Source organism: Phaeobacter sp. JH20_37 (assembly GCF_048056015.1).
GTDB lineage: Bacteria > Pseudomonadota > Alphaproteobacteria > Rhodobacterales > Rhodobacteraceae > Phaeobacter > Phaeobacter bryozoorum.
Genome location: NZ_JAYMWW010000013.1, coordinates 1,125,309 through 1,145,113, shown reverse-complemented (window position 1 = coordinate 1,145,113; position 19,805 = coordinate 1,125,309). Strand labels below are relative to the sequence as shown.

20 protein-coding genes are annotated in these 19,805 nt (G+C 58.2%); 14 read left to right on the top strand and 6 right to left on the bottom strand.

Going from position 1 to position 19,805, the window contains the following annotated elements:
• Positions 1-6: 6 nt before the first annotated feature.
• The 13 genes from VWZ87_RS10310 to VWZ87_RS10250 are packed head-to-tail and all read left to right on the top strand — an operon-like array spanning position 7 to position 9,761.
• Positions 7-312 carry a hypothetical protein gene (locus VWZ87_RS10310; RefSeq protein ID WP_102873921.1) on the top strand — a complete coding sequence of 102 codons (306 nt, stop codon included), beginning with the start codon at positions 7-9 and terminating at the stop codon, positions 310-312.
• A complete protein-coding gene (locus tag VWZ87_RS10305) occupies positions 313-4,848 on the top strand; it encodes a hypothetical protein (RefSeq protein ID WP_416535824.1) in 4,536 nt (1,511 codons plus the stop codon).
• Positions 4,845-5,729 (top strand): hypothetical protein, encoded by an 885-nt coding sequence (locus VWZ87_RS10300; RefSeq protein WP_416535825.1) that lies wholly within the window; start codon positions 4,845-4,847, stop codon positions 5,727-5,729. The genes VWZ87_RS10305 and VWZ87_RS10300 overlap by 4 nt, the downstream gene beginning before the upstream one ends.
• Positions 5,729-6,151: a hypothetical protein gene (locus VWZ87_RS10295; protein ID WP_416535826.1), complete on the top strand. Its 423-nt coding sequence runs from the start codon at positions 5,729-5,731 to the stop codon at positions 6,149-6,151. The genes VWZ87_RS10300 and VWZ87_RS10295 overlap by 1 nt, the downstream gene beginning before the upstream one ends.
• 10 nt (positions 6,152-6,161) lie before the next feature.
• On the top strand, positions 6,162-6,497 hold the full coding sequence (locus tag VWZ87_RS10290; protein ID WP_416535827.1) for a hypothetical protein: 336 nt from the start codon (positions 6,162-6,164) through the stop codon (positions 6,495-6,497).
• Positions 6,497-7,222 carry a hypothetical protein gene (locus VWZ87_RS10285; RefSeq protein WP_416535828.1) on the top strand — a complete coding sequence of 242 codons (726 nt, stop codon included), beginning with the start codon at positions 6,497-6,499 and terminating at the stop codon, positions 7,220-7,222. Before VWZ87_RS10290 ends, VWZ87_RS10285 begins: the two co-directional genes overlap by 1 nt.
• A gap of 1 nt (position 7,223) precedes the next feature.
• The gene (locus VWZ87_RS10280; RefSeq protein WP_416535829.1) at positions 7,224-7,697 is read left to right on the top strand and encodes a hypothetical protein; all 474 of its coding nucleotides are present in this window, start codon (positions 7,224-7,226) and stop codon (positions 7,695-7,697) included.
• The gene (locus VWZ87_RS10275; RefSeq protein ID WP_416535830.1) at positions 7,678-8,022 is read left to right on the top strand and encodes a DUF1353 domain-containing protein; all 345 of its coding nucleotides are present in this window, start codon (positions 7,678-7,680) and stop codon (positions 8,020-8,022) included. Before VWZ87_RS10280 ends, VWZ87_RS10275 begins: the two co-directional genes overlap by 20 nt.
• A gap of 11 nt (positions 8,023-8,033) precedes the next feature.
• Positions 8,034-8,411, top strand: a complete 378-nt coding sequence (locus VWZ87_RS10270) for a hypothetical protein (protein WP_416535831.1) — start codon at positions 8,034-8,036, stop codon at positions 8,409-8,411.
• A complete protein-coding gene (locus VWZ87_RS10265; protein ID WP_416535832.1) occupies positions 8,408-8,620 on the top strand; it encodes a hypothetical protein in 213 nt (70 codons plus the stop codon). The genes VWZ87_RS10270 and VWZ87_RS10265 overlap by 4 nt, the downstream gene beginning before the upstream one ends.
• A complete protein-coding gene (locus tag VWZ87_RS10260) occupies positions 8,601-9,266 on the top strand; it encodes a peptidoglycan-binding domain-containing protein (protein WP_416535833.1) in 666 nt (221 codons plus the stop codon). Before VWZ87_RS10265 ends, VWZ87_RS10260 begins: the two co-directional genes overlap by 20 nt.
• Positions 9,263-9,565 carry a hypothetical protein gene (locus VWZ87_RS10255; protein ID WP_416535834.1) on the top strand — a complete coding sequence of 101 codons (303 nt, stop codon included), beginning with the start codon at positions 9,263-9,265 and terminating at the stop codon, positions 9,563-9,565. Before VWZ87_RS10260 ends, VWZ87_RS10255 begins: the two co-directional genes overlap by 4 nt.
• On the top strand, positions 9,519-9,761 hold the full coding sequence (locus VWZ87_RS10250; protein ID WP_416535835.1) for a hypothetical protein: 243 nt from the start codon (positions 9,519-9,521) through the stop codon (positions 9,759-9,761). Before VWZ87_RS10255 ends, VWZ87_RS10250 begins: the two co-directional genes overlap by 47 nt.
• A gap of 396 nt (positions 9,762-10,157) precedes the next feature.
• Here the strand turns inward: VWZ87_RS10250 and VWZ87_RS10245 are convergent, their stop codons facing one another.
• Together VWZ87_RS10245 and VWZ87_RS10240 are read right to left on the bottom strand one after the other, a co-directional pair.
• A complete protein-coding gene (locus VWZ87_RS10245) occupies positions 10,158-10,550 on the bottom strand; it encodes a hypothetical protein (protein ID WP_416535836.1) in 393 nt (130 codons plus the stop codon).
• Between the two features lie 10 nt (positions 10,551-10,560).
• Positions 10,561-10,881 carry a monooxygenase gene (locus VWZ87_RS10240; protein WP_014875291.1) on the bottom strand — a complete coding sequence of 107 codons (321 nt, stop codon included), beginning with the start codon at positions 10,879-10,881 and terminating at the stop codon, positions 10,561-10,563.
• Between the two features lie 162 nt (positions 10,882-11,043).
• Between VWZ87_RS10240 and VWZ87_RS10235 the strand changes: the two genes are divergently transcribed.
• Entirely contained in the window at positions 11,044-11,916 is an 873-nt protein-coding gene (locus VWZ87_RS10235) for a LysR family transcriptional regulator (protein ID WP_260074163.1), read from the top strand.
• A 379-nt stretch (positions 11,917-12,295) separates the two neighbouring features.
• Here the strand turns inward: VWZ87_RS10235 and VWZ87_RS10230 are convergent, their stop codons facing one another.
• From VWZ87_RS10230 to VWZ87_RS10215, 4 genes are all read right to left on the bottom strand, one after another.
• Entirely contained in the window at positions 12,296-13,807 is a 1,512-nt protein-coding gene (locus VWZ87_RS10230) for a helix-turn-helix domain-containing protein (RefSeq protein ID WP_416535837.1), read from the bottom strand.
• Between the two features lie 14 nt (positions 13,808-13,821).
• Positions 13,822-15,375: a hypothetical protein gene (locus VWZ87_RS10225; protein ID WP_416535838.1), complete on the bottom strand. Its 1,554-nt coding sequence runs from the start codon at positions 15,373-15,375 to the stop codon at positions 13,822-13,824.
• Between the two features lie 438 nt (positions 15,376-15,813).
• Entirely contained in the window at positions 15,814-16,506 is a 693-nt protein-coding gene (locus VWZ87_RS10220; RefSeq protein WP_416535839.1) for an SOS response-associated peptidase, read from the bottom strand.
• 968 nt (positions 16,507-17,474) lie between these two features.
• Entirely contained in the window at positions 17,475-19,769 is a 2,295-nt protein-coding gene (locus VWZ87_RS10215; RefSeq protein ID WP_416535840.1) for an adenosylcobalamin-dependent ribonucleoside-diphosphate reductase, read from the bottom strand.
• Positions 19,770-19,805 lie beyond the last annotated feature (36 nt).

Sequence of the window (19,805 nt, the reverse complement as noted above, 5' to 3'; positions counted from 1 at the left end):
GGGCACTTGCTGTCGACGTGGTGTGAGCTGGGTAATCACCACGCCGATTTCTGGACTGTGAGCCTGCGCGAATATGACCTGATCACTCGTGCAGGTATCACAGCCAAGAAAGACGCGATCGCGGTGCAGCGGGTTCTAAACCAGGAGCTGAGCACTTTGGTTTCCTATGCGTTTCACAAGCCCGAAAAAATGCCGGACTTCACCAAAGTGAACGGCGCGAGAACTACTAGGAAAAGCAACCCGAAACGGGATGTCGCGCAGTTGCGCGCGGCCTTCATCGGCATGCACGCAAAAGGTAAAAAGGGGCGGTAAATGAGTGCAGTTATTGGGGCGCTGCGCGGGCTATTGTCGCTGGACAGTGCCGCATTTGAATCCGGTGCCAAGCGCTCCAAGGCCGTCATGGGCGGTCTGGAGCGCCGCATGGTCAAAATGGCCGATGGCTTTGAAAAGCACGGGCGTCGGATGTCGCTGGGGTTCTCGCTGCCCTTGGCCGGCGCGGCGGCGGTTGCGGTTAAATCCAGCCTGAAAATCGTCGATGCCCAGGCAAAGATGGCGCAATCCTTGGATACCACGGTTAAGTCGGTTCAGGTTCTCGACCGGGCTGCGGATCTGGCTGGCGTGTCCATGGGTGAGGTCCAACAGGCATCGATCCAGCTCACCAAGCGATTGAGCCAAGCCGCTGGCGGAACTGGGGCCGCAACCAAGGCGCTGGAGCGCTTGCACCTTCGCGCCAGTGATTTGCAGGCTCTGCCGCTTGATGAGCGGATCGCCGCAATTCAAGACGCTATGCTGTCCTACGTTCCTGCGGCAGAGCGCGCGGCGGTTGCCTCTGATCTGTTCGGCAGCCGGGCTGGTGTGATCTTCTCTCGGATCGATTCCGCGACGTTGCGGACTGCTGCTGAAGACCTCGAACGGTTTGGTGTTGTCGTCTCTGAGGTGGATGCCGACCAGATCGAGATGGCCAATGATGCGATCTCGCGGCTTGGCTTGGTCGGGCGTGGTGTCGCCAATCAGCTAACCGTCGGTCTTGCGCCGTCGCTGGAGTTCATCAGCGACAAGGCAGCGGATGCTGCCGAATGGTTCAATGGGCTGACAGATCAGACAAAGCAGTTTGTGGCGGGTGGGCTTGCGCTGACGGCGACACTTGGTCCGGTAGCGTTAGGGCTGGGCATGGTGCTGAAGTTTGCGGCACCGATTGCAGGGGCCTTGGTGGCGATCGCTTCGCCAGTTGGACTTGTCGTTGCGGGCTTTACGGCGCTGGCCGTGGCGGGTGCTGCCTTGGGTGGCAGTTCAAATGAGGCCGTGGCATTCGCCGAGGCACACGAAATTGCGATGGACAATGTGACCATCGCAATGGGGGATCAGATCAGCGCAACCGTGCGGCTGGCAGATGCTCTGCGCGAAGGTGGGCCGGTTACGTTGGCCGCTATCGAGGCCAAGATGGCGGAGGCGGAAGCCAGCCGTGCGGTTACCGCTGAACTGGTGCGCCAGCGGCAGGAGAAGGAGCTTGAAGTTCTTGGCTATTACGACCTTTTGGAGGCAATCGGACGCTACCAAAGTAGTCTGAATGCGATGCGTGCTCCGGGTGATGATCTGGACCAGATGCCGCTGAAAATGCGCGCCGCCTATGAAGAAGCCGAGGCCGGTTTGGTGAACTTGCTGGCAGAGCAGCAGCGGCTGTTAGAGGGTGTGCGGAGTCACAACCAATTGACCGCTGAAGAGGCCGCGCATCTGCGATTGATCGAGGCAAATCTCGCTGAACTGCAACGTCGCTGGAACGAGCTGAACGGCATCGTCTCGGAAAATGTCAACCTTACCGACCGTGGAGCTGTAGCCGCCGATAACCTGGCGACGGGTTTGGGCGGGGCGGTCGGGCAGGCTGCGGCGTTGAAGGGGTATCTGTCCGGTCTGCCTGGTGCGTTGGCTGGTGCACGCGCAGACATTGCGGGCTTGGAGGCCGGTATATCGGTTCTGAAAGGCGGCGGCAGTAAGCTTGCGGCTGATGTTGCCAAGTATCGTGCCGAACTGGTGGCAACTTTGCCCCCGCTTGAAGAGATGCACGACGGGCAGCGTCGCAACGTCGAGGAAGGTATCGCAGCTCAGGTTAACCTCTATGAGCAGCAGAAGCGGTTGCAAAGCCAGTACCAGAGTCAAATCACCACGCTCGGCAAGGTAAAATCCGCTGCCGGTTCCGCGTCCAAAAGTGCGCTGCCGGGGTTGCTGGAAGAGATCGCCCATCGCCGCAAGCTGGTCACGCTGACCGGTGAACAGCGCCGCAAATATGAGGCGCTGCATGCAGTGCAGGGGCGCTTGGGGCGCGATGCTGCGAACCTCAGCAAGGATCAGATCAACGGGTTGGCTGATCAGCTGATCGCGGTCGAGGATCAGGAGGAGGCTCTGCGGCGCGTCACCAGTATGCAAGAGCAGTGGTCTGAACAGATCACCCGCACGGCGTTTGAAGGTGGCAGTCTGAGCGACACGATCAAGGGCATGCTGAAGGATATCGCCTATCAGTTTGCCCATTCCAAAATCGTGCTGCCGGTGGTGGCGTCTGTTTCAAATGTGCTTGGGCTGGGCAACCTGATCGGCGGTGCTGGCGGCGGCGGTGCTTCCGGTGGTGGCGGTGGCAGTCAGGTAGGCGGTTTGCTCGGACTGGGCGGGTTAGGCAGCAGTCTGGTTAGCGGTTTCGGCTTGGGTGCGTCTACCCTGTTTAGCGGGGGCCTTGGGGCGTATACCGGCCTCCTGGGTGCCCAGGGTGCTGCGGCCTTGACGGGTTCGCTGACCTCTATCGCAGGCTTTGCTGGTGCTCTTGGTCCGATCGCCATTGGCATTGCATTTCTGGCTAAGGGCCTGTCACGAGAATACGATGGGCGGGCAGTTCGCGGATCGCTTGGACCAGACGGGTTTGATGGTTTCGAATTCGATTTCTGGGATGGCAAATTTCTACGCGGTGACAAACAGGTCAACTATGATACGCGCCCTGAAATCCAGAAACTGCTGGATGATGGCGCTGAAGCGGTTCGCACCAACGTCGAAAAGATGGCCGCAGCCATGGGCCTTGGCGCCGATGCGATCAAGGATTTCACCGCCGATGGCTTCACAATCTGGCTGACCGGTCCAAATGCGGGCAATCAAGAACAGATTGCGAAGGCCTTCGAGGAACAGCTGACCAAGCTCGGCGACGGCATGGCTGATCTGGTCCTGGAGACTGAAGACTATGCTAGGGCTGGCGAGGGGTCGTATGAGACGCTTGCCCGCCTGGGCGGGTCACTGATCACTGCGAATGAGGGGTTTGACCTCATCAACCAGACCTTGCTGACTGGCTCGCTGGAGGCTGCGAACAGCGCTTCGCTGCTGATGGACGCTTTCGGCGGTGTTGAGCAGTTCACAACCGGCCTCGGCTCCTACTTTGAGCTGATGTTTACCGATGTGGAAAAGCAGGCCAAGCGGCAGGAACATGCGCAGAAAGCCCTTGATGAGGCGGCAGGTGAACTGAACCTGACGTTGCCGACCACACATGAGGCATTTCGCAACCTGGTGGGTGGACTTGATCGAACGACCGAAGAGGGGCGCACCGCCTATGTGACGTTGATCGGTCTCGCGGATGAATTCGCCGTTGTGCATGGCAATGCGCAAGAGGCAGCGGATGCGCTGGAAGGGGCAGGCGATAGCCTGTCACAATTGGAGGCGGAGGCGCAGAAGCTGAAAGAACAGGATCTGCGCGATGCCTTTGACGGGCTGAGTGCGTCGATCGATGAGGCGGTGAAGCGCCTGGAGGGCCGTCTGGATGTGGTGGGTGACCGGCTGAAACTGCGGTTCAAGCGGTTGCAGATCTCAGTCGCTGCTGAGCGTGACGAATTCCGCACCCGCCATGACGGGCTGATAGATACGTTGTCAGGCCGTCTGAGCAGCCTTGAGAATGCTGCAGCCGCGTCCAGTCGTCTCTTTGAAACACTGGATGATGCCGCCAAGTCCCGCCGCAGTGTGGATGCGGGTGCCGCTGTGATGGCGCGGCGCAGTGCCCTGGCCTATGTCAAGGATGGCGGTTCCGATCCGAACCAGCTGGCCAGCGCCCTGGGGGTGTTGGGTGAAGACAATTCGGGCACCTTCTCAACTGCTGAGGACTATCTGGCGGATTTCTACCGGACGTCCAACATCATCGCGCGCCGCGCCGATGGGGCAGGGGCTGCGATGAGTGCAGATCAGATGGCCGTCGATGCTTTGGAGCGCCAGATCGAACTTGAGAAATCGCAGTTTGACGCCGAAATGGCCCGGCTGGATCAGATCCTTGCAGATGGGCGGCAGGCGTTGGAAATGGCGACTGGGGAATACATCGCGGCGATCAAAGTTGAGAATGCCGTCTCCCAGCTCAATCACACCGCCGAACGTCATGCGCTGATGTCAGAGCGGATCGAGGGTCGGGTGGCGGAACTGGAAACCATCCGAACCAGCATGCAGGAACTGGTCGCGTCCACCATTGATCCGGGCGTCGGCCTGCCGGGTGTTGTCCAGGGTGTCCATAACGTTGTCTCAGCGGTTCACGGCTTGAGCGGTGATCTGTCGACCATGGCCAGCGGGATCTCTCAGGCTGTCGCGGCGCAGCTCAATTCGTTTGCGGCCTCGCAGGCGAACTCCCTTCAGTCGGTGCAGAACCAGATCCGCAATCTGGCGCAAGCCCAGGCGGCTGCTGCGGTGCCCAATCAGAACAAGAAACTGGAGCAGGAGATGCAGGGGGTAAAAACCGTGCTGGAAGGGTTCTTGGGGCCAATCTCGGATGCGACCGGCAAGACGGCCCAGTCCATCCGCCGGATGGAATTTGGCGATGTGAAGCTGGAGGGCGGCGTATGATCATCATCAAGCCGATCGAGGTCACGGGTCAGAACCTGACCTCGGATGTCGCGCTGTCGGAGCCGGAATGGTCTGCGGGCACCACGCCACAAGATGCCATTCGCCGCGTCGGTAACGTTCTCTATCGCGCAGTTATTGAAACCACGGATAGCCCGATTGATGGGCTATCCGCTGACCCGCCGACTTGGATCAAGGTCGGTGCTGCCAATCGCTTCAAGATGTTTGATGAGTTCTACCATTCGCAAACCGAAGCGGATGAGGTGGTGACCGTGACCATTGATCCGCCTCAGGTGGTGAACTCCGTGACCCTGCTGAATGTCGATGCCGTTTCGGTGACGGTAGAAATCTTCGATGACGATGGCGCGCCGATTTATCAGGCCACAAAATCCATGGCAGATAACTCGCAGGTGGCTGACTACTGGGACTATTTCTTTTCACCGGTCCTGCGAAAGAAAAACACCAGCTTTGTGGATCTGCCCTCCTACTCGCGCCCCATCACAGTCACGGTAACTGGAGAGGCCGGTGGCATTGTGCTGGTTGGTGCTGTGCTCATTGGTGCCCAGCGAAAGATCGGTATCACACAATACGGCACTGGTCGTGATCAGATGAACTTCTCAGACATCAACCGGGATCAGTTTGGCACCGTCAATATCGTGCCTCGCAGAAAGGCAGATCTGGCCAGTTTCAAAATCGATCTGGACACGCCGCAGGTCGATTTTGTCTACGATTTCTTGCGCGGAATATCAGATATTCCTTGCCTCTACATTGGCGATCCAAATCGCGATGGCGCGATTGTCTACGGATACCCGCGCGAGATCACAACCCGCTATGAAAATGCCGTTTATTCCAATTTCAACCTAGAAGTGGAGAGTGTGACCTAATGCCTATCACCAATGTGCCGGCCTTCACCAAGATCCCAAGCCGGTCGGACACTCCGGATACCTTTTCCGCCGACGTTGACATCTTCCTGGGCGAGATCCCGGCCCGCGCGCTTGCCAGCAATCAGCAGGCGCAGGAGGTCAACGCAGCGGCAGAGCAGGTGGCCACACAGGCCGCAGCAGTGGCAGAGGCCAGCGCCGCGTTTGAAAGCGGCGTGAACGCGGATCGCTGGGCCGCTGGCGACTATAGCGATGGCGATGCGGTCTGGTCGCCCACGGATGGGCTGACCTACCGCGCCAAGGCTGATTTCACCTCGGCCATCGATCCTGCCGCAGATCCCGCCAACTGGCACAACCTGAACCCGGTCGCGCAGGCCAAGGACGAAATGGCCCGCCTCGCGCTGGTCTTCGCCGCGAATTTCTAAGGAGAACCCGATGTCGCAATATCCTGTGTCCAAACGCCTCGCGCTCGATGCCATGGCGACGGTCTACACCGTGCCTGCCGGTCGCTATGCGATGGTCTCACACCTTCAGATCACCCCGATCGATCCGGCCAACGAGGTGGATGTGACAGTCCAGTGGCTGGATGCGTCGGACGGCGACGCGATTACGCAGCTCTGTCAGGATGAAACGATCAAGCCGAACGGTACTGGCCCGATCTATCCGATGGGCGGCACCCTAATCCTCAGCGCGGGCGATCAGGTGCAGGCCGAAGCCTCAACCGCAGGTGACGCGGTGCTGAGCTTCAGTGCCCTGGAGTATGATCTCTGATGGGCGGCATGATTGGCACCATGCGCGGGGATCGCATGTTGCGGGCCGGTGGGCGGCGTACCTACAGCGACCAGTGGCCTATCGCAGAAGACGTGTTTCCGATCAATGTTCCCTACGATTACTCCATGGGGATCGCTGTATGGAACGGTAATTTGATCGTTGGTGGTCGCAACACACAATACCGCAAAATCAATCTGCATGATGGGCTGAGTCCTTCTATCCTTGCGACAACAAGTCCCACCAGAACTTATGACGATATGACCGTCTTGGGAGATGTTCTTTACTGTGTCTCTTCCAGTTCAGCTTGGGCCTACAACCTGCCCGATTTTAGTACCGCTGCAGGGTTTGGGCGACCCTCACCCTACATCAAACTTATCTGTAGCGATGGTGAAAACCTCTGGCTCTACGATCAGGCAGGAGGCGGGTCACAAAACCTGTTCAAGGTCACCCCTAGCGGCACGATTTTGGAAACGAAGTCTATCGGCTTCTTAAGCCCAAGTGCCATCGCTCACGATGGGGAAAACCTCATCACAACAGTAGGTGGCGTCACCAGAATTCATGATGGTGAGGATATCGATACGGTAGTCCACCAATGGACCCGGTTTCACTCAATGGGGTTTCCCGTTTCTGCTGCAATTGATTTTGCCAGCGGTGATCTACTGCATCAGTCAGGTTCGAAAAACAACTACCATATTGTGCAATATGACGGAGTAGCAAAGGTTTAGCATGACCAAACTTTATCACACTGCCACCACCGCCCCGGCGCCGCTCCCTTTCCGTATTCGTCTGAGCGACGGGCGCAGCCGCACCGATCCGGCCAGCTTCACCGCTGAGGAAATCGCGAATGCGGGCTATATCGCGGCACCGCCGCAGCCTGATCACGACCCGGACACCCAGCGCCTGGCGTGGGACGGGGCCGCTTGGGGCGTTGAGGATATCCCGGTGCCGGATCCGATCTATCAGCCGCTGACCAAGATCGGGTTCATGCGGCTGTGCATGTTTCTTGGCGGCATGACCCCTGACATGCTGGTGGCGGCGCGGGATGCGCCTGAGCTGAAAGCGATGTGGATCATGCTGGATATGGCCGAACAGGTGCAACGGGATGATCCTGAGGTAGCGCCGGGGCTGGCGCTGCTTGCTGGATTGGGTCATCTCCCCAATGGCGCGCAGACCGTTCTGGATGGCTGGCCAGCCGCCTGATTGGTGCGTCCGCAGCGGGGCGGGCTATCATACCACCAAAGCAATCACATGGGAGATCGGAGCCAAGGGGTCCGGTCTCTTTTTGTACGTGCCGCAGGGGTTCTCCTTTGATGTCTCGATCCCCCGCTGGGCCGGGTGGATCTTTGACCGGCACAACCCGCGATACCTGAAAGCTGCAGCGCTGCATGACTACGCCATTCACGTCCTCGGATGGGGCCGGGTCAGCGCGGCCGCACCGTTTTCCGAAGCCCTCCGCGCCGATGGCGTGGGGCGCATCCGCAGGCTGGCAATGGTGCTGGCCGTCACCATCCACAAATGGAGCTGAAGGGCAATTTTATGAAGTTTGAGCTGTTTCAATCCGCGCTCGCTGGCGCGCTTGGTGTGATGTCAGCCATCCTGACCAGCTATGGCACGTCCTGGCCGGTGGTGGTGGTTGTCTGTCTTGGTGTGGCAGCGGCGCTGCTGGAGATCGAAAACCTGCGTTGGCGGCCTGCATTGGTCCTCAGCGTCTTTAACCTGATGATCGGGGCATTGGGCGGGCCGATGGTCGCGGCCTTTCTGGGCGCCAAGTTCGATCTTCAGTTTCCCGCCTTGACGCTGATCATCGCCTTTCTGGTGGCCTATGTAGCGCATGACGCCTTCAGCAAGGCGCGCGGGCCGATCATGGCGCTGATGGTGAAGGCGATTGGCATGTTCGGAGGGGCGAGCCGATGAACGCCCTTATTGATCTTGTCGCCGCGATCGCGGGGCCGGTGCTACGACACCGTACCCGCTGTGTCATCTGTTTCCTCAGATCGCGCACCTGGGGCCGGGTGCGCCTTGCTCTCTCGCTCGTGCTTTGGGCGGCGCTGTGTTTCGCCGCGATCGCGATGCAACCAATCCAACATCAGAAAGGGCATGCCCATGAAACTCACCACCCGTGATATTCAGGCCCGTTGCGCCGCTCTGGGCTTTCACCCTGGGCCGATAGACGGACGCAGAGGGCCGCGCACCTCTGCGGCCATTCGGGCTGCTCTTGAGGCGCACAACGGCAGCACGATAACTGATCTGTTCCACAAGAGCGGGTTGCACCGGGTGCATATGCACTGGACCGCCGGAGCCAAGGGCGTGATCGAGGTGGAGCGGCGGGCTTATAACTCGCTTGTCACCCATGATGGGCAGCGAGTGCAGGGCGTGTTTCCGCCAGAGGCGCAGGCAGCCTATGAAGTTGGTCGGGCGGCATCCCACACCCGCATGTTCAACACCGGCGCGATCGGGCACGGAATGGATGCAATGGCGGGGGCAAACGAGCGTCCCTTTGATCGTGGATCCGCGCCAATCACTCCGCGCCAGCTTGATGAATTCTGCCGCTGGGCAGCGGAGTACAGCGTCCAGTATTGGATTCCGATCAATGTCTATGGCATGCCGACCCATGCAGAGATCCAGCCGATATTCGGTGTGCGTCAGCGCTGGAAATGGGACATCACCTGGTTGCCCGGAATGCCTGCGCCCGGTGATCCCTTGGTGGTTGGCGAACGCCTGCGCGACATGATCCGCGAACGCCTGCCTGAAGTGAGGGTCGCCGCATGATGCGGTGGGTTGCGATCGGGGGCCTGTGTCTGGCGCTGTTGTTCGCAGGCGCGTCCTCATACCTGATCTGGCGTAATGGTCACCTGCGCGAGGATCTGGACGCAGCCGCCCGCCGTCTACGGCTGGCGGAGCGGCAGGCCGACGACGCACGGCAAACCGCCGATGTGCTGGACGCTCATATCAAACGGATGCAGGAGGATCGCCGCACCTATGATGCGGATCTACGCCGCCTGCGGGAACAGGAGGGATACCATGCGCCATTGTCTGATTTTCTCGGCGATGCTTTTGACCGGCTGTAGCTGGCTGGTGCCAGATCCTGGGCCGGTTTATGTTGAGCGCCCCATACCGGGGGAGCTGATCACGCCTTGCGCTGAGCCGGTGAAGGGGCAGCGCACCGAGGGCGGCTTTGTGGAGCTGGCTCTGGGCTGGCGTTACACCGCGCGATGCAACGCGGGGAAGCTGGAAGATATCGCGGAGCTGACCGGCCCGCACTGAATGAAGAAAGCCCCGCCAAGTGGCGGGGCTTTTTGCGTATCTGAAGCTGTAGCTGCGAAGCGCAGTTAGTGACCTTTGCAAAGTCTCGGGGGCTGGCAGTCGGGCGGCGATCCAATGCTGCATGAGCGATGGCAGGAACAGACCTTTGCCGCGAGTGCAGCCGCCAACCATCATCGAATGGAAGGGGGCGGACAAACCCGCCTTTTGTCCGTGCGGCCAGTGCTCATGCAGACAACCGTTGCGCTGGCAGCGTGGCGTTTGCAGCGCATTTTCTCAAAGCAAACGCTCACACGTTGCTTAGATTTTCAGCTGATGGGTGTCCGGATCACAGACAAGTAGGGCCGGGTTTTCAGGAAGGCGTTCGGAGCTGAGCGACCCGAACTGAGTTTCTGATGATCAGGCTTGATCAGACTTTTTAAGTTGTAAGAAGCTCATCGCCGCAAGAAATGCAAAGAAGGCGGGATCCGACCAGCCAAAGCCGGTAAAGACACCAATCATGGCGGCATATAGCGTTACGATAAACCCAAGCGCATTGGTTGCCATCAGCCCGGTCAGGAGCCTCCGGATGGTTGTCCCATCGGTCACATCCCGAAGCAGGAACCCGAGAATGGCAATCCCTCCAAGGAAAATGCTGTTGTGCTGGGACAGGAACCAAGCATAGCGGTCATTCAGCTCCACGCCGTAGTTTGGCCACAGAAAGCCGGGCAGGAAAAACAGTGCAAAGGCGAAGAACGCGTAGATTATGCTGTGAAGGGTTAGGAAAGTTCGGTTGCTCATCAGAAAGCTCATTTGCATTGTTTCAGACCGTTTCTCCCAAGGGGGCATGGGTGATCGCACTGAGGTCTTCCATGATATCAAACACATGATCTGACGCTACAGTAACACCGATGGCTTCCAACCGCTGCACGTGCATCGCTTTGTAGGTTTCCAGCGCCGCGAGATCCCGGAACAGGTAGGTTGAACCGAAATCACCGGTGCTTTCATCCAAGGTCCAGATCTTCCAGATCACGCCGGTTTCCTGTGCAATGCTTTCGGCCAACCGATTGGTATCTTGAAAAAATTCTTCGTTCATTGGTCCGTCATAGGTCATATGCAGGTCCCAGATTTTCATCGTACTCATTGGTTCTATCCTTTCGACGTGCCTCGCCTTGACGAGGTGTGTGGCAGAGCGTGCCGTTTCCATTGCCAAGTAGGGTAGTTCGAAATAATTGTTAGATGAACAGGATCTTTTAGATCGCAGTGTTAGGATTATCGAACGGTGAAGCGGAATGAGTTGAACGATGTGTCGATATTCGTGGCGGTGGCCCACGAAAACGGTTTTCGCGCAGCTGCCGACAAGCTGAAACTGGGAGCGGGATCAGTTAGCGAAGCGGTGCAACGGTTCGAAGACCGCCTCGGCGTGCGCCTGATCGAACGCTCGACCCGGACCATAGCCTTGACCCAAGCAGGGGAGCTGCTTTATCGCCGCAGTCTGCCCGCGATTAACGACCTGGAAACCGCGCTGAAGGATGTGCATGATCTAAACGAAGATATTTCGGGCACGCTTCGGCTGACTGCACCGACTGCTACGGGTCAATTGTTTCTGGATGCTCTGATCACAGGTTTTGCCAAAGAGCATCCGGCGATGACGATTGAACTCATCTATGACGAAACCAAGGTCGACCTCGTGACCAGCGGGGTTGATGCTGCGATACGTGCCGAGACCCTACTTGATCCTGACACACATGCCATCGCAATTGGCCCCACACAGGAGATGATGATCGTCGCATCCCCCGACTATCTAGCGAAAGGTCCGCACCTTAAGGAACCGGCAGATGTGGCGGCACATGGAGGGGTGTGTTTTGCCTTTACTGGTGCCAACAATCTGGCCCCCTGGGTGTTTACAGGCGCAGACGGTCCCTATTCGGTGATGCCGCGCCCCAAGCTCGTTACCAACGACGTGACCTCCATCCTTGAAGGCGCAAAGGCGGGACTTGGGCTGGCCTATATCTTTGCAAGCTCTGCCGAATGCTCGCTGGAAGACGGCAGCTTGGTTCAGGTTCTGGAAGGCCGGGCCGCTACGTTGCCAAGATTTTCGCTTAACTACCTATCGAAGCGCAACATGCCATCCCGCGTCCGGGCATTCGTTGATTTTGCGAAACGGCACAAATTATAAAACGCGATGCCGCGCATTGTTGGTGCTCGTCCGTCGAACCTGGCCTTTTGAGCTGACCCGTAGGCCGTTAAGGTGCTAGACTTGTACAGCCGCAGCATCAAAGCCTTTCCGCAGTGAAGGATCAACGTCGACCTGCGGCAATGCGGCAGCAGAGTTGAAGCGAACCCGCACCAGATCCAACCGGCCTGATGACGCCAGTCAGCCCGAAGCTGACGCGATCAGCCAACCGCTTCAAGTCGACAGAACCCAAAGGTCGGGGGGAAGCGGAAGTTCTCTGAACTCAGACCGAAGGTCAGCGAAGCGCAAAAACGCTTTCTGTAAGACAGCAAGGTGCCCTCAATACCTCAGCTGATACTCAGGCAACATGATCTGAATTCTATCAATGCCCGGCCTGAATTTCACTTTCCAGTTCATCAAGTCGAGCAGCGGCGCTGAAAACACCGCTTCGAACATTCGCGTTGTTGCTTGCATCCCCATAGATGTCGCGAAGCAGGTCAAAAATCGGTGCGGTCGGTTCAAAACCATATGGCAGACCGCGAATGCCACGCACGACCTGAAAATCGTTGAACCGCTGACGCAGATCGTCGAAGCGACCAGCTTGCAAATCCGTGACCACGTCAAGGATCGCGCCACCGGGTCGTTCGAACGCGGACCTCTGCCCACGAAGGCGTTCAAGGGCATTTGCCTTCGAAACCCGATAGACGGCGTTCGTCACGTCTAGTGCCTCGATTGCAGCGTCGATGTTCCCACCAGCTAGCCTGACGAAGAAGAAGAGCGGCAACCACTGCCGCTGAACCTTTGCCGATATAAGGACATATTCGAGCGGGGCGCGAACCGCTTCATGGCTCAGATAGGCCCGCAACACAGTGTCAGCGTCGAGCGCTCGGCCTTCTACGCGCTCGATCACCTGCCCCTCGGGGTCTACGGCATGAACATCCCCAACCAGCCTCAAGGCATGTGCCCCAGCTCGTTCGTCGAATTCGCCTTCACGAATGAAATCAAGTTGATCGGCCAACGCACGGTCAATCACGATACGCTTTGACCCTGCGTCCAACTCTCCGTTTTCGGTATCTACGATCAACGCCCGATCCGTTCCGATCTCGCTGAGGCGGGAGGCACTGGCCAGTAGGCTATGTGTCGCCGTCTTGTCGCGTTCGCGCAGCATGGCCAGCAGATCGCCAAACTTGATCTTTCCAGACTGACCCGGATAGCGGAACAGGATCGCCCCGTCTTCAAGCCCATTCGCATCCCGGCAGACGATCACCGGCGGTGTAGGGTACTTTTCAACGAAAAGCACGCCCACGGCATGGCCCCCGACCTCAATCATATCCTTCGAAAAGGAGGGGGTCGGCGTCAGTAGCGTCTTTGCTTTGTCCGTGATCCTGACGATGTCTGTATCTTGGAAAACCGTATCTGGCATTCCCACCACGCGGCATTCGGGATCGCCAACGCCAATGAATACGAAGCCGCCTCGATTGTTCGCCAAGGCTGCAATAGCACGAATAATTGGCTCCATTCGTCGCGGCTCGAATTGCAACTTGCATTCCTGGTCGGACGTCTCGCCATCCGCAAGATACCAGTTGCCATCGTCGCTCTGGACGAAACGCGCTTGCGCTCTCTCGGCCAGCGTCGGCTCGCGTTGTTCTCTGGCTTCAATCACAACCCCCACTTCAGCAGGCGCAAAGGTGGCTAGAAAGGATTCTAGTGCGGCATCTGTCGCCTCCGGCACCTCGGGTCCATAGTCGCCAGATCGTATCCCTGTGATCCGGCCCGAATTGACCGGGCGATCCTGCCTGTTGAAATAGAACTGAATGTCACGGTTGCGCATCCCGCGACGCAGCATTGCTTTGATCAGGCCGATTTCTTCGTCCGTTATTGATCTACGCGGCATCGCTTCCAAGCCCCCTAGGTCGCGCTTGTCCTGCGGTGAGATGGGAGGTGGGCAATAATGGTCTGTTGGGTTTCGGGCTCCCAGAAGTAGTATATCCTCAAACACCTCTTGGGATCACGCACGTTGCCGCCATTCTTTACATGGCAATCGACATCGTAGCGCCTGCCTTTCCAGTCAGCCGCGTAGGTATCACCGCCACAGGGTGAATTCAGGATACCGTTCTCAACTTGAACATCCCTGAGGCTTCCCCCGCCATTGACACGCCGGTCATGCTGAATGGTTGCCAACCATGCGATTGCTCGCGCTACCAGTGTAACATCTTCGAACTCGGGGGAACGTATCATCCTCCGGGCAGCCGGGGTCAACAAGACCTTGTCGGGATAGGTTTGGTCGAGCCAATCGGTGAAATCTGACCATTCCTGTGGCAGCGGTGGCTCTTCCGTTGGGGTCTCGCCACCCTCGGCCAATGCGGCCTGCAACTGCCTGATCCGGAACAACAAAGACCGGTTTTCTTGCTCAGCGGCCTGCGCACGCTCTTCCGTTGCCTCAATCTCGGCTACATAGCCGTCAATCTCTTTTTCTTTCTCTTCGACCTGTTTTTCGAGGCTTTCAGCCCACTCTTCCGCAAACGTCAAACGCTCGGCATCTGGTGCCGCTTGGTTGGAAACATCGGCTTTACGGAGCTTCTTGCTCGCGGTCCGTACTGACGCAAAATCCAGTACATCTTTGCCCAGACGCGTTTCAGATATGCTGACCTCGGCGGCCAACGCACGCAGACTGCGAACACAGGCGGACCCACCATCGGTCTTGCGCAAGTTGGCTTCCAGAAACAGGCGATGGCGGAACGGATCGTCAGTCGCGGAAAAACCACGGAGATACGCGCGCACACCACCATTGAAAACGGAGCGATACTTCCCGAAGCGTTTGGTCAGAACCCACGTCAATTCGGCAGGAACCAATACGATCCGGGCAAGGCCTGCGACAGCTTTGGCCAGCACCACTGTGTTGATATGAGATTTCCCGTCGTCCTCTGCCATGGCAACGACAAAGACCGGTAGTCGGCGTTCCCGGTCTTCCAGATGATCGCAAAGGTCTTCGGCGTCGTTTTCCGTCTGGATCGTCACCGGCCCCGAAAAGAGTTGCCGCGCCCCCCGGATCAGTCCCGGCGCTTCGATCATCTGCAAGACCGGCCCCGGCACGTGGGGCTCAATCGTAAAATCCGGCTCGGTCGTGCTGACAATCAAGCGAAGGCTGACATGTGGGCGGCTTCCAACTTCACCACCAATGACGATTTCTGTGGACCAACTGCGTCCCGGCACAGTGTCGTCCGGGTCTTCTACTCGGAGCGCCCAAAGATCGAGGGCATCATTTTCAATATTGATCCCAGTACAACTTCGCCCCCCGACTAAGACCTCAAAACCCTGGAAATCCCACGCGGCTTTGGGAAGCGCGCGCCCAGCCCGCTTCTTCGCCCATTTAAGCGCCTCCCTACGCGCAGTCTCTGCCGAAACAGCGTGATCTTCGCCGTCAAGCTGGGCCGAAACGCGCAATATTTCGATGTCACGCACAGCGCGGGGCATCCTTTTTGATAGCGGGGCGAGGGCGTCAGAAATAGCTGTGTTCAATGATCAAATCCAAAGTGTCGACGTAATTGGTGCTTTCGAGCCTACTATTGCCGTCTCCGGCATTCAACTTGTGAATGAAATTTGCTGGGCAGCTCTTCTATTTGAGATCAAGCAATAATGGGCAATAGCGGTCGCTCGTCGGATTACTGGTGAAAGTCCGCTTTGGGGCGCTCGCGTCACAGGTGAGGTTCGGCGGCCTCGACTTTGCAAAGGGCGCTATCTGCGCTTCGCTGACGTTTGAGCGAGGTGCAGCATTGCCATGGCAGATCGGTCAGCGTGGAATGTCCGCTTCCGGGAAATTGCTCGGGATCTTTTGCCCTCGCAGCAGAGTGCCCACTGCGCCTGGCTCGAATGTCTTGTTTGGGCTGAGACCGAGCGCTGCTAGAACAGCGTGCCAATTGGCTCGATCAATTCCATGCCATCGTCATCGCGTCCAAAGGGTGCAACTTTATGCGCTCTCATTCGGTCGTTCCAGGCTAGTCCTAGTTTCTGTGCTTCGTCGGTCTCTGGGGCCGCTGAGAGCCAAAGGTCGATCTGATCATCCGCAAGGATCACCGGGGAGCGTGCGTGTATCTCGCTGATCTGGGGCAACGCCGATCGCGTCAGAATAGTGCACGTGTGCAGGTCATCTCTCGGGCGCGAATAGAGCCCGGCAAAGAACAGGGCAGGGGCGTTGCTATCGGTCGTGATCCACCAGGGTTGTTTATTGCCCTTTGGTCCGGTCCATTCGTAGTAGCCTGCTGCCGGGATGATGCATCGCTGTGAACGCCACGCATTGCGGAAACTCGGCAGACTGGCCGCTGTCTCGATCTTCGCGTTGAAGGTGGTGCGCTTCCAGTCCTTTACATCACCGCGATGCCAGCTAGGCACGAACCACCAGCGGGCCGTCGTACTGAACAGCTGCTCTCCATTCAGATAAGCGATATCCACCAGCTGAGTAGGCTTTACATTCCAGCTCGCAGATAGCTCAACAGCATTAGGATCGCGCACCGGTATAGGCGGGCCGAGAAAGCGGCGCTCCAACTCATATAGCTGTCGCCATGTAAGGTCTGGCCTGCCCAGTCTTCCACACATGAAGTTTGTACCTCTAGCCTACCGGGTGCTGTGAGACACGATAGACCGATACTTGAATTTTGCAATTTGTTCCCGTAATGTTCCTCACGACTAATGGAGGCGTTGAGGTGCCGCACGTAATGCATATGTGGTGTGTCTGCGGCCATGTCGGGACAATAGAGGTGTCTTATAGGGCTGATCCTGCCCCTGTTTGTGCCCGCGCGCGATGTACAGTTTGCGGGCGCCTGGGGCAGATTGAAGACATACGCATTGGCTGGACTGATGATGCGTCTTGGGAGCGGAGAAAGCAAAAAAGGTAGCGCTAGAGGTGTTGTTGGCTTGTTTCTTGTTGCAGGTGAGATCGACGTAACTTGCTCCGCAATCCGCATTACTTACGCGCGGGTTGATCTAAGTAATTGAATTAAAACATATATAACGTGCCTCTCGACCGCACCATTTCACATTTTGATGTGAAGATATCCAAAAATCCAAAACTCTCAGCAGCTTGCGCCCTGCGGCAAACGGTCTATCTGTCGTAGGCCCATGGTGATTTGATGGTCGCGTTGAAGATGGTTCTTGTCCCAAGAGCCATCGCTTTTCTTCGGTATTCCAGGGGCTTGACAGGAAATCGCTCACAGGCTCGATCGTTTCACCGAGGGGGAGGCCGATTGGTTTCTGACAGGATGCGTGACTCACGGTTCGAAAACTGAGTGTTGACCATGTCTGATCTCTTCTAGCTGACGGATGCGCAGCTAGCGAGTTTTTTCCCTCTTCCCGGGAGCCGATGGCGAACCCCACGTTGAAGGCAGGCTGCTTTTCCTGAAAGAAACCTCCAACAAAGTCGGTGTTTTGCAGAAAGTATGCCTAATAGAAAACCACCGAGAGCGGGGCTCCCGGTGGTCTATTTGCTGTGCATCAGAAGGCTAGGAAGCGCCTCTGAATGCGCAGGTCATGCTGCGTCCGACTGTCGAGACATCAGGTGCCGCAGGTTACCCGCATTTGCTGTGGCCGCAGCTGCGGCAGGTCATGCAGCCTTCCACCATCTGCAGATCGTATTGGCCGCAGCTGGGGCAGGGTTTGCCGCGTGGAGCATTGAGGGAAACCACTTCCGCTTGCGGATCTGATTTCAGCCCCATGCCTTCACCTTCGAGGAAGCCCGTTGCCACCATATGGGTTTCAATCACGCCGCCGATCGCCGCCAGAATGGAGGGGATGTATTTGCCTTGCACCCAGGCGCCGCCCCGCGGATCGAAGACCGCTTTCAGCTCCTCGACGACAAAGGACACATCGCCGCCACGGCGGAACACGGCCGAGATCATCCGGGTCAGCGCCAGGGTCCAGGCGTAATGCTCCATGTTCTTGGAGTTGATGAAGACCTCAAACGGGCGGCGGTGGCCGTTGATGATGATGTCGTTGATGGTGAGGTAAATGGCGTGCTCGGAATCCGGCCACTTCAGCTTGTAGGTGTGGCCTTCCAGAGACTGCGGGCGGTCCAGCGGCTCTGACATATAGACCACTTCGGCGCCATTCTCGCCCATATCGCTTTGATGCGGTGCATCGGCGCTTTCGCCCGGCGCCTTGTCGGAGCTTTCGCTGACGGTCAGGACTGAGCCGGTTACGTCATTGGGGCGATAGGTGGTGCAGCCTTTGCAACCGAGGTCCCAGGCCTGCATGTAGACGTCCTTGAACTCATCAAAGGAAATGTCTTCGGGACAGTTAATGGTCTTGGAGATCGACGAGTCGATCCATTTCTGCGCCGCCGCCTGCATCTTGACGTGGTCGGAGGGGGGCAGGGTCTGGGCGTTGACGAAATAGTCGGGCAGCTCCTTGTCGCCGAACTTGTCGCGCCACATCTGCACGGCGTAATCCACGACTTCCTCTTCAGTGCGGCTGCCGTCCTTTTGCAGGACCTTGCGGGTATAGGCATAGGCAAAGACGGGTTCGATCCCCGAGGACACGTTGCCCGCATAAAGCGAGATGGTGCCGGTCGGTGCGATGGAGGTCAGCAGCGCGTTGCGGATACCGTGTTCGCGGATTGCGTCGCGCACATCCTCGTCCATATTCATCATGGTGCCCGACGCCAGGTAGGCGTCCGCATCGAACAGCGGGAAGGCGCCTTTCTCCTTGGCCAGATCCACCGAGGCCAGATAGGCCGCGCGGGCGATCGCGTGCAGCCAATCCTCGGTCTGACGCGCGGCTTCGTCCGAGCCATAGCGCAGCCCCAGCATCAGCAGTGCGTCGGCAAGGCCTGTTACACCAAGACCGATGCGGCGCTTGTTCTGGGCCTCCTGTGCCTGGGCCTCCAAGGGGAATTTCGACACGTCTACAACGTTGTCCATCATCCGCACCGCGGTGGCGACCAGCTCTTTCAGGGCCTGCGGATCCAGTTCGGAGTCTTTCTCGAAGGGGTTCTTGACCAGGCGCGCCAGATTGATCGAGCCAAGCAGGCAGGCGCCATAGGGGGGCAGGGGCTGTTCGCCGCAGGGGTTGGTGGCCGCGATCTGTTCCACGTAGGACAGGTTGTTGGCCTTGTTGATGCGGTCGATGAAGATCACACCGGGTTCGGCGTAATCATAGGTCGCCTGCATGATCTTGTTCCACAGGTCCCGCGCCTGGACGGTGTGATAAACCTTGTCACCAAAAACCAGATCCCAGGATCCATCTGCCTTTACCGCTTCCATGAAGGGGTCGGTGACCAGCACGGACATGTTGAACATGCGCAGGCGGGCGGGATCGGATTTCGCGGTGATGAAGGCCTCGATATCGGGATGGTCGCAGCGCATGGTCGCCATCATCGCGCCCCGGCGCGAGCCTGCGGACATGATGGTTCGGCACATGGCGTCCCAGACATCCATGAAGCTGAGCGGGCCAGAGGCGTCTGCGGCAACACCTTTCACATCGGCGCCGCGCGGACGGATGGTGGAGAAGTCATAGCCGATGCCACCGCCCTGCTGCATGGTCAGCGCGGCCTCTTTCAGCATGTCGAAGATGCCAGCCATGCTGTCGGGGACGGTGCCCATCACGAAGCAGTTGAACAGGGTCACCTGCCGCGCGGTGCCGGCACCGGCGGTGATCCGACCAGCGGGCAGATACTGGAAGTCCTCAAGCGCGCCGTAGAATTTGTCCTCCCACATCTTGGGATCGGTCTCAGCCCGTGCCAGGTCGCGGGCGATGCGGCGCCAGCTGTCTTCGACGGTCTGGTCGATGGGGGTGCCATCGGCCTGTTTGAAACGGTATTTCATGTCCCAGATCTGTTCGGCAATCGGGGCGGCAAAGCGGCTCATATGGCGAATCCCTATGGTCGGTCGTGGCAAGGTGGC

Bases quoted from the DNA above. Each gene is read 5' to 3' on its own strand.
- VWZ87_RS10255 (WP_416535834.1), top strand. From the start codon at position 9,263: ATGATGCGGTGGGTTGCGATCGGGGGCCTGTGTCTGGCGCTGTTGTTC.
- VWZ87_RS10300 (WP_416535825.1), top strand. From the start codon at position 4,845: ATGATCATCATCAAGCCGATCGAGGTCACGGGTCAGAACCTGACCTCG.
- VWZ87_RS10230 (WP_416535837.1), bottom strand. From the start codon at position 13,807: ATGCCGCGTAGATCAATAACGGACGAAGAAATCGGCCTGATCAAAGCA.
- VWZ87_RS10215 (WP_416535840.1), bottom strand. From the start codon at position 19,769: ATGAGCCGCTTTGCCGCCCCGATTGCCGAACAGATCTGGGACATGAAA.
- VWZ87_RS10220 (WP_416535839.1), bottom strand. From the start codon at position 16,506: ATGTGTGGAAGACTGGGCAGGCCAGACCTTACATGGCGACAGCTATAT.
- VWZ87_RS10290 (WP_416535827.1), top strand. From the start codon at position 6,162: ATGTCGCAATATCCTGTGTCCAAACGCCTCGCGCTCGATGCCATGGCG.
- VWZ87_RS10280 (WP_416535829.1), top strand. From the start codon at position 7,224: ATGACCAAACTTTATCACACTGCCACCACCGCCCCGGCGCCGCTCCCT.
- VWZ87_RS10275 (WP_416535830.1), top strand. From the start codon at position 7,678: ATGGCTGGCCAGCCGCCTGATTGGTGCGTCCGCAGCGGGGCGGGCTAT.
- VWZ87_RS10285 (WP_416535828.1), top strand. From the start codon at position 6,497: ATGGGCGGCATGATTGGCACCATGCGCGGGGATCGCATGTTGCGGGCC.
- VWZ87_RS10260 (WP_416535833.1), top strand. From the start codon at position 8,601: ATGAAACTCACCACCCGTGATATTCAGGCCCGTTGCGCCGCTCTGGGC.
- VWZ87_RS10245 (WP_416535836.1), bottom strand. From the start codon at position 10,550: ATGAGCTTTCTGATGAGCAACCGAACTTTCCTAACCCTTCACAGCATA.
- VWZ87_RS10250 (WP_416535835.1), top strand. From the start codon at position 9,519: ATGCGCCATTGTCTGATTTTCTCGGCGATGCTTTTGACCGGCTGTAGC.
- VWZ87_RS10270 (WP_416535831.1), top strand. From the start codon at position 8,034: ATGAAGTTTGAGCTGTTTCAATCCGCGCTCGCTGGCGCGCTTGGTGTG.
- VWZ87_RS10265 (WP_416535832.1), top strand. From the start codon at position 8,408: ATGAACGCCCTTATTGATCTTGTCGCCGCGATCGCGGGGCCGGTGCTA.
- VWZ87_RS10305 (WP_416535824.1), top strand. From the start codon at position 313: ATGAGTGCAGTTATTGGGGCGCTGCGCGGGCTATTGTCGCTGGACAGT.
- VWZ87_RS10240 (WP_014875291.1), bottom strand. From the start codon at position 10,881: ATGAGTACGATGAAAATCTGGGACCTGCATATGACCTATGACGGACCA.
- VWZ87_RS10295 (WP_416535826.1), top strand. From the start codon at position 5,729: ATGCCTATCACCAATGTGCCGGCCTTCACCAAGATCCCAAGCCGGTCG.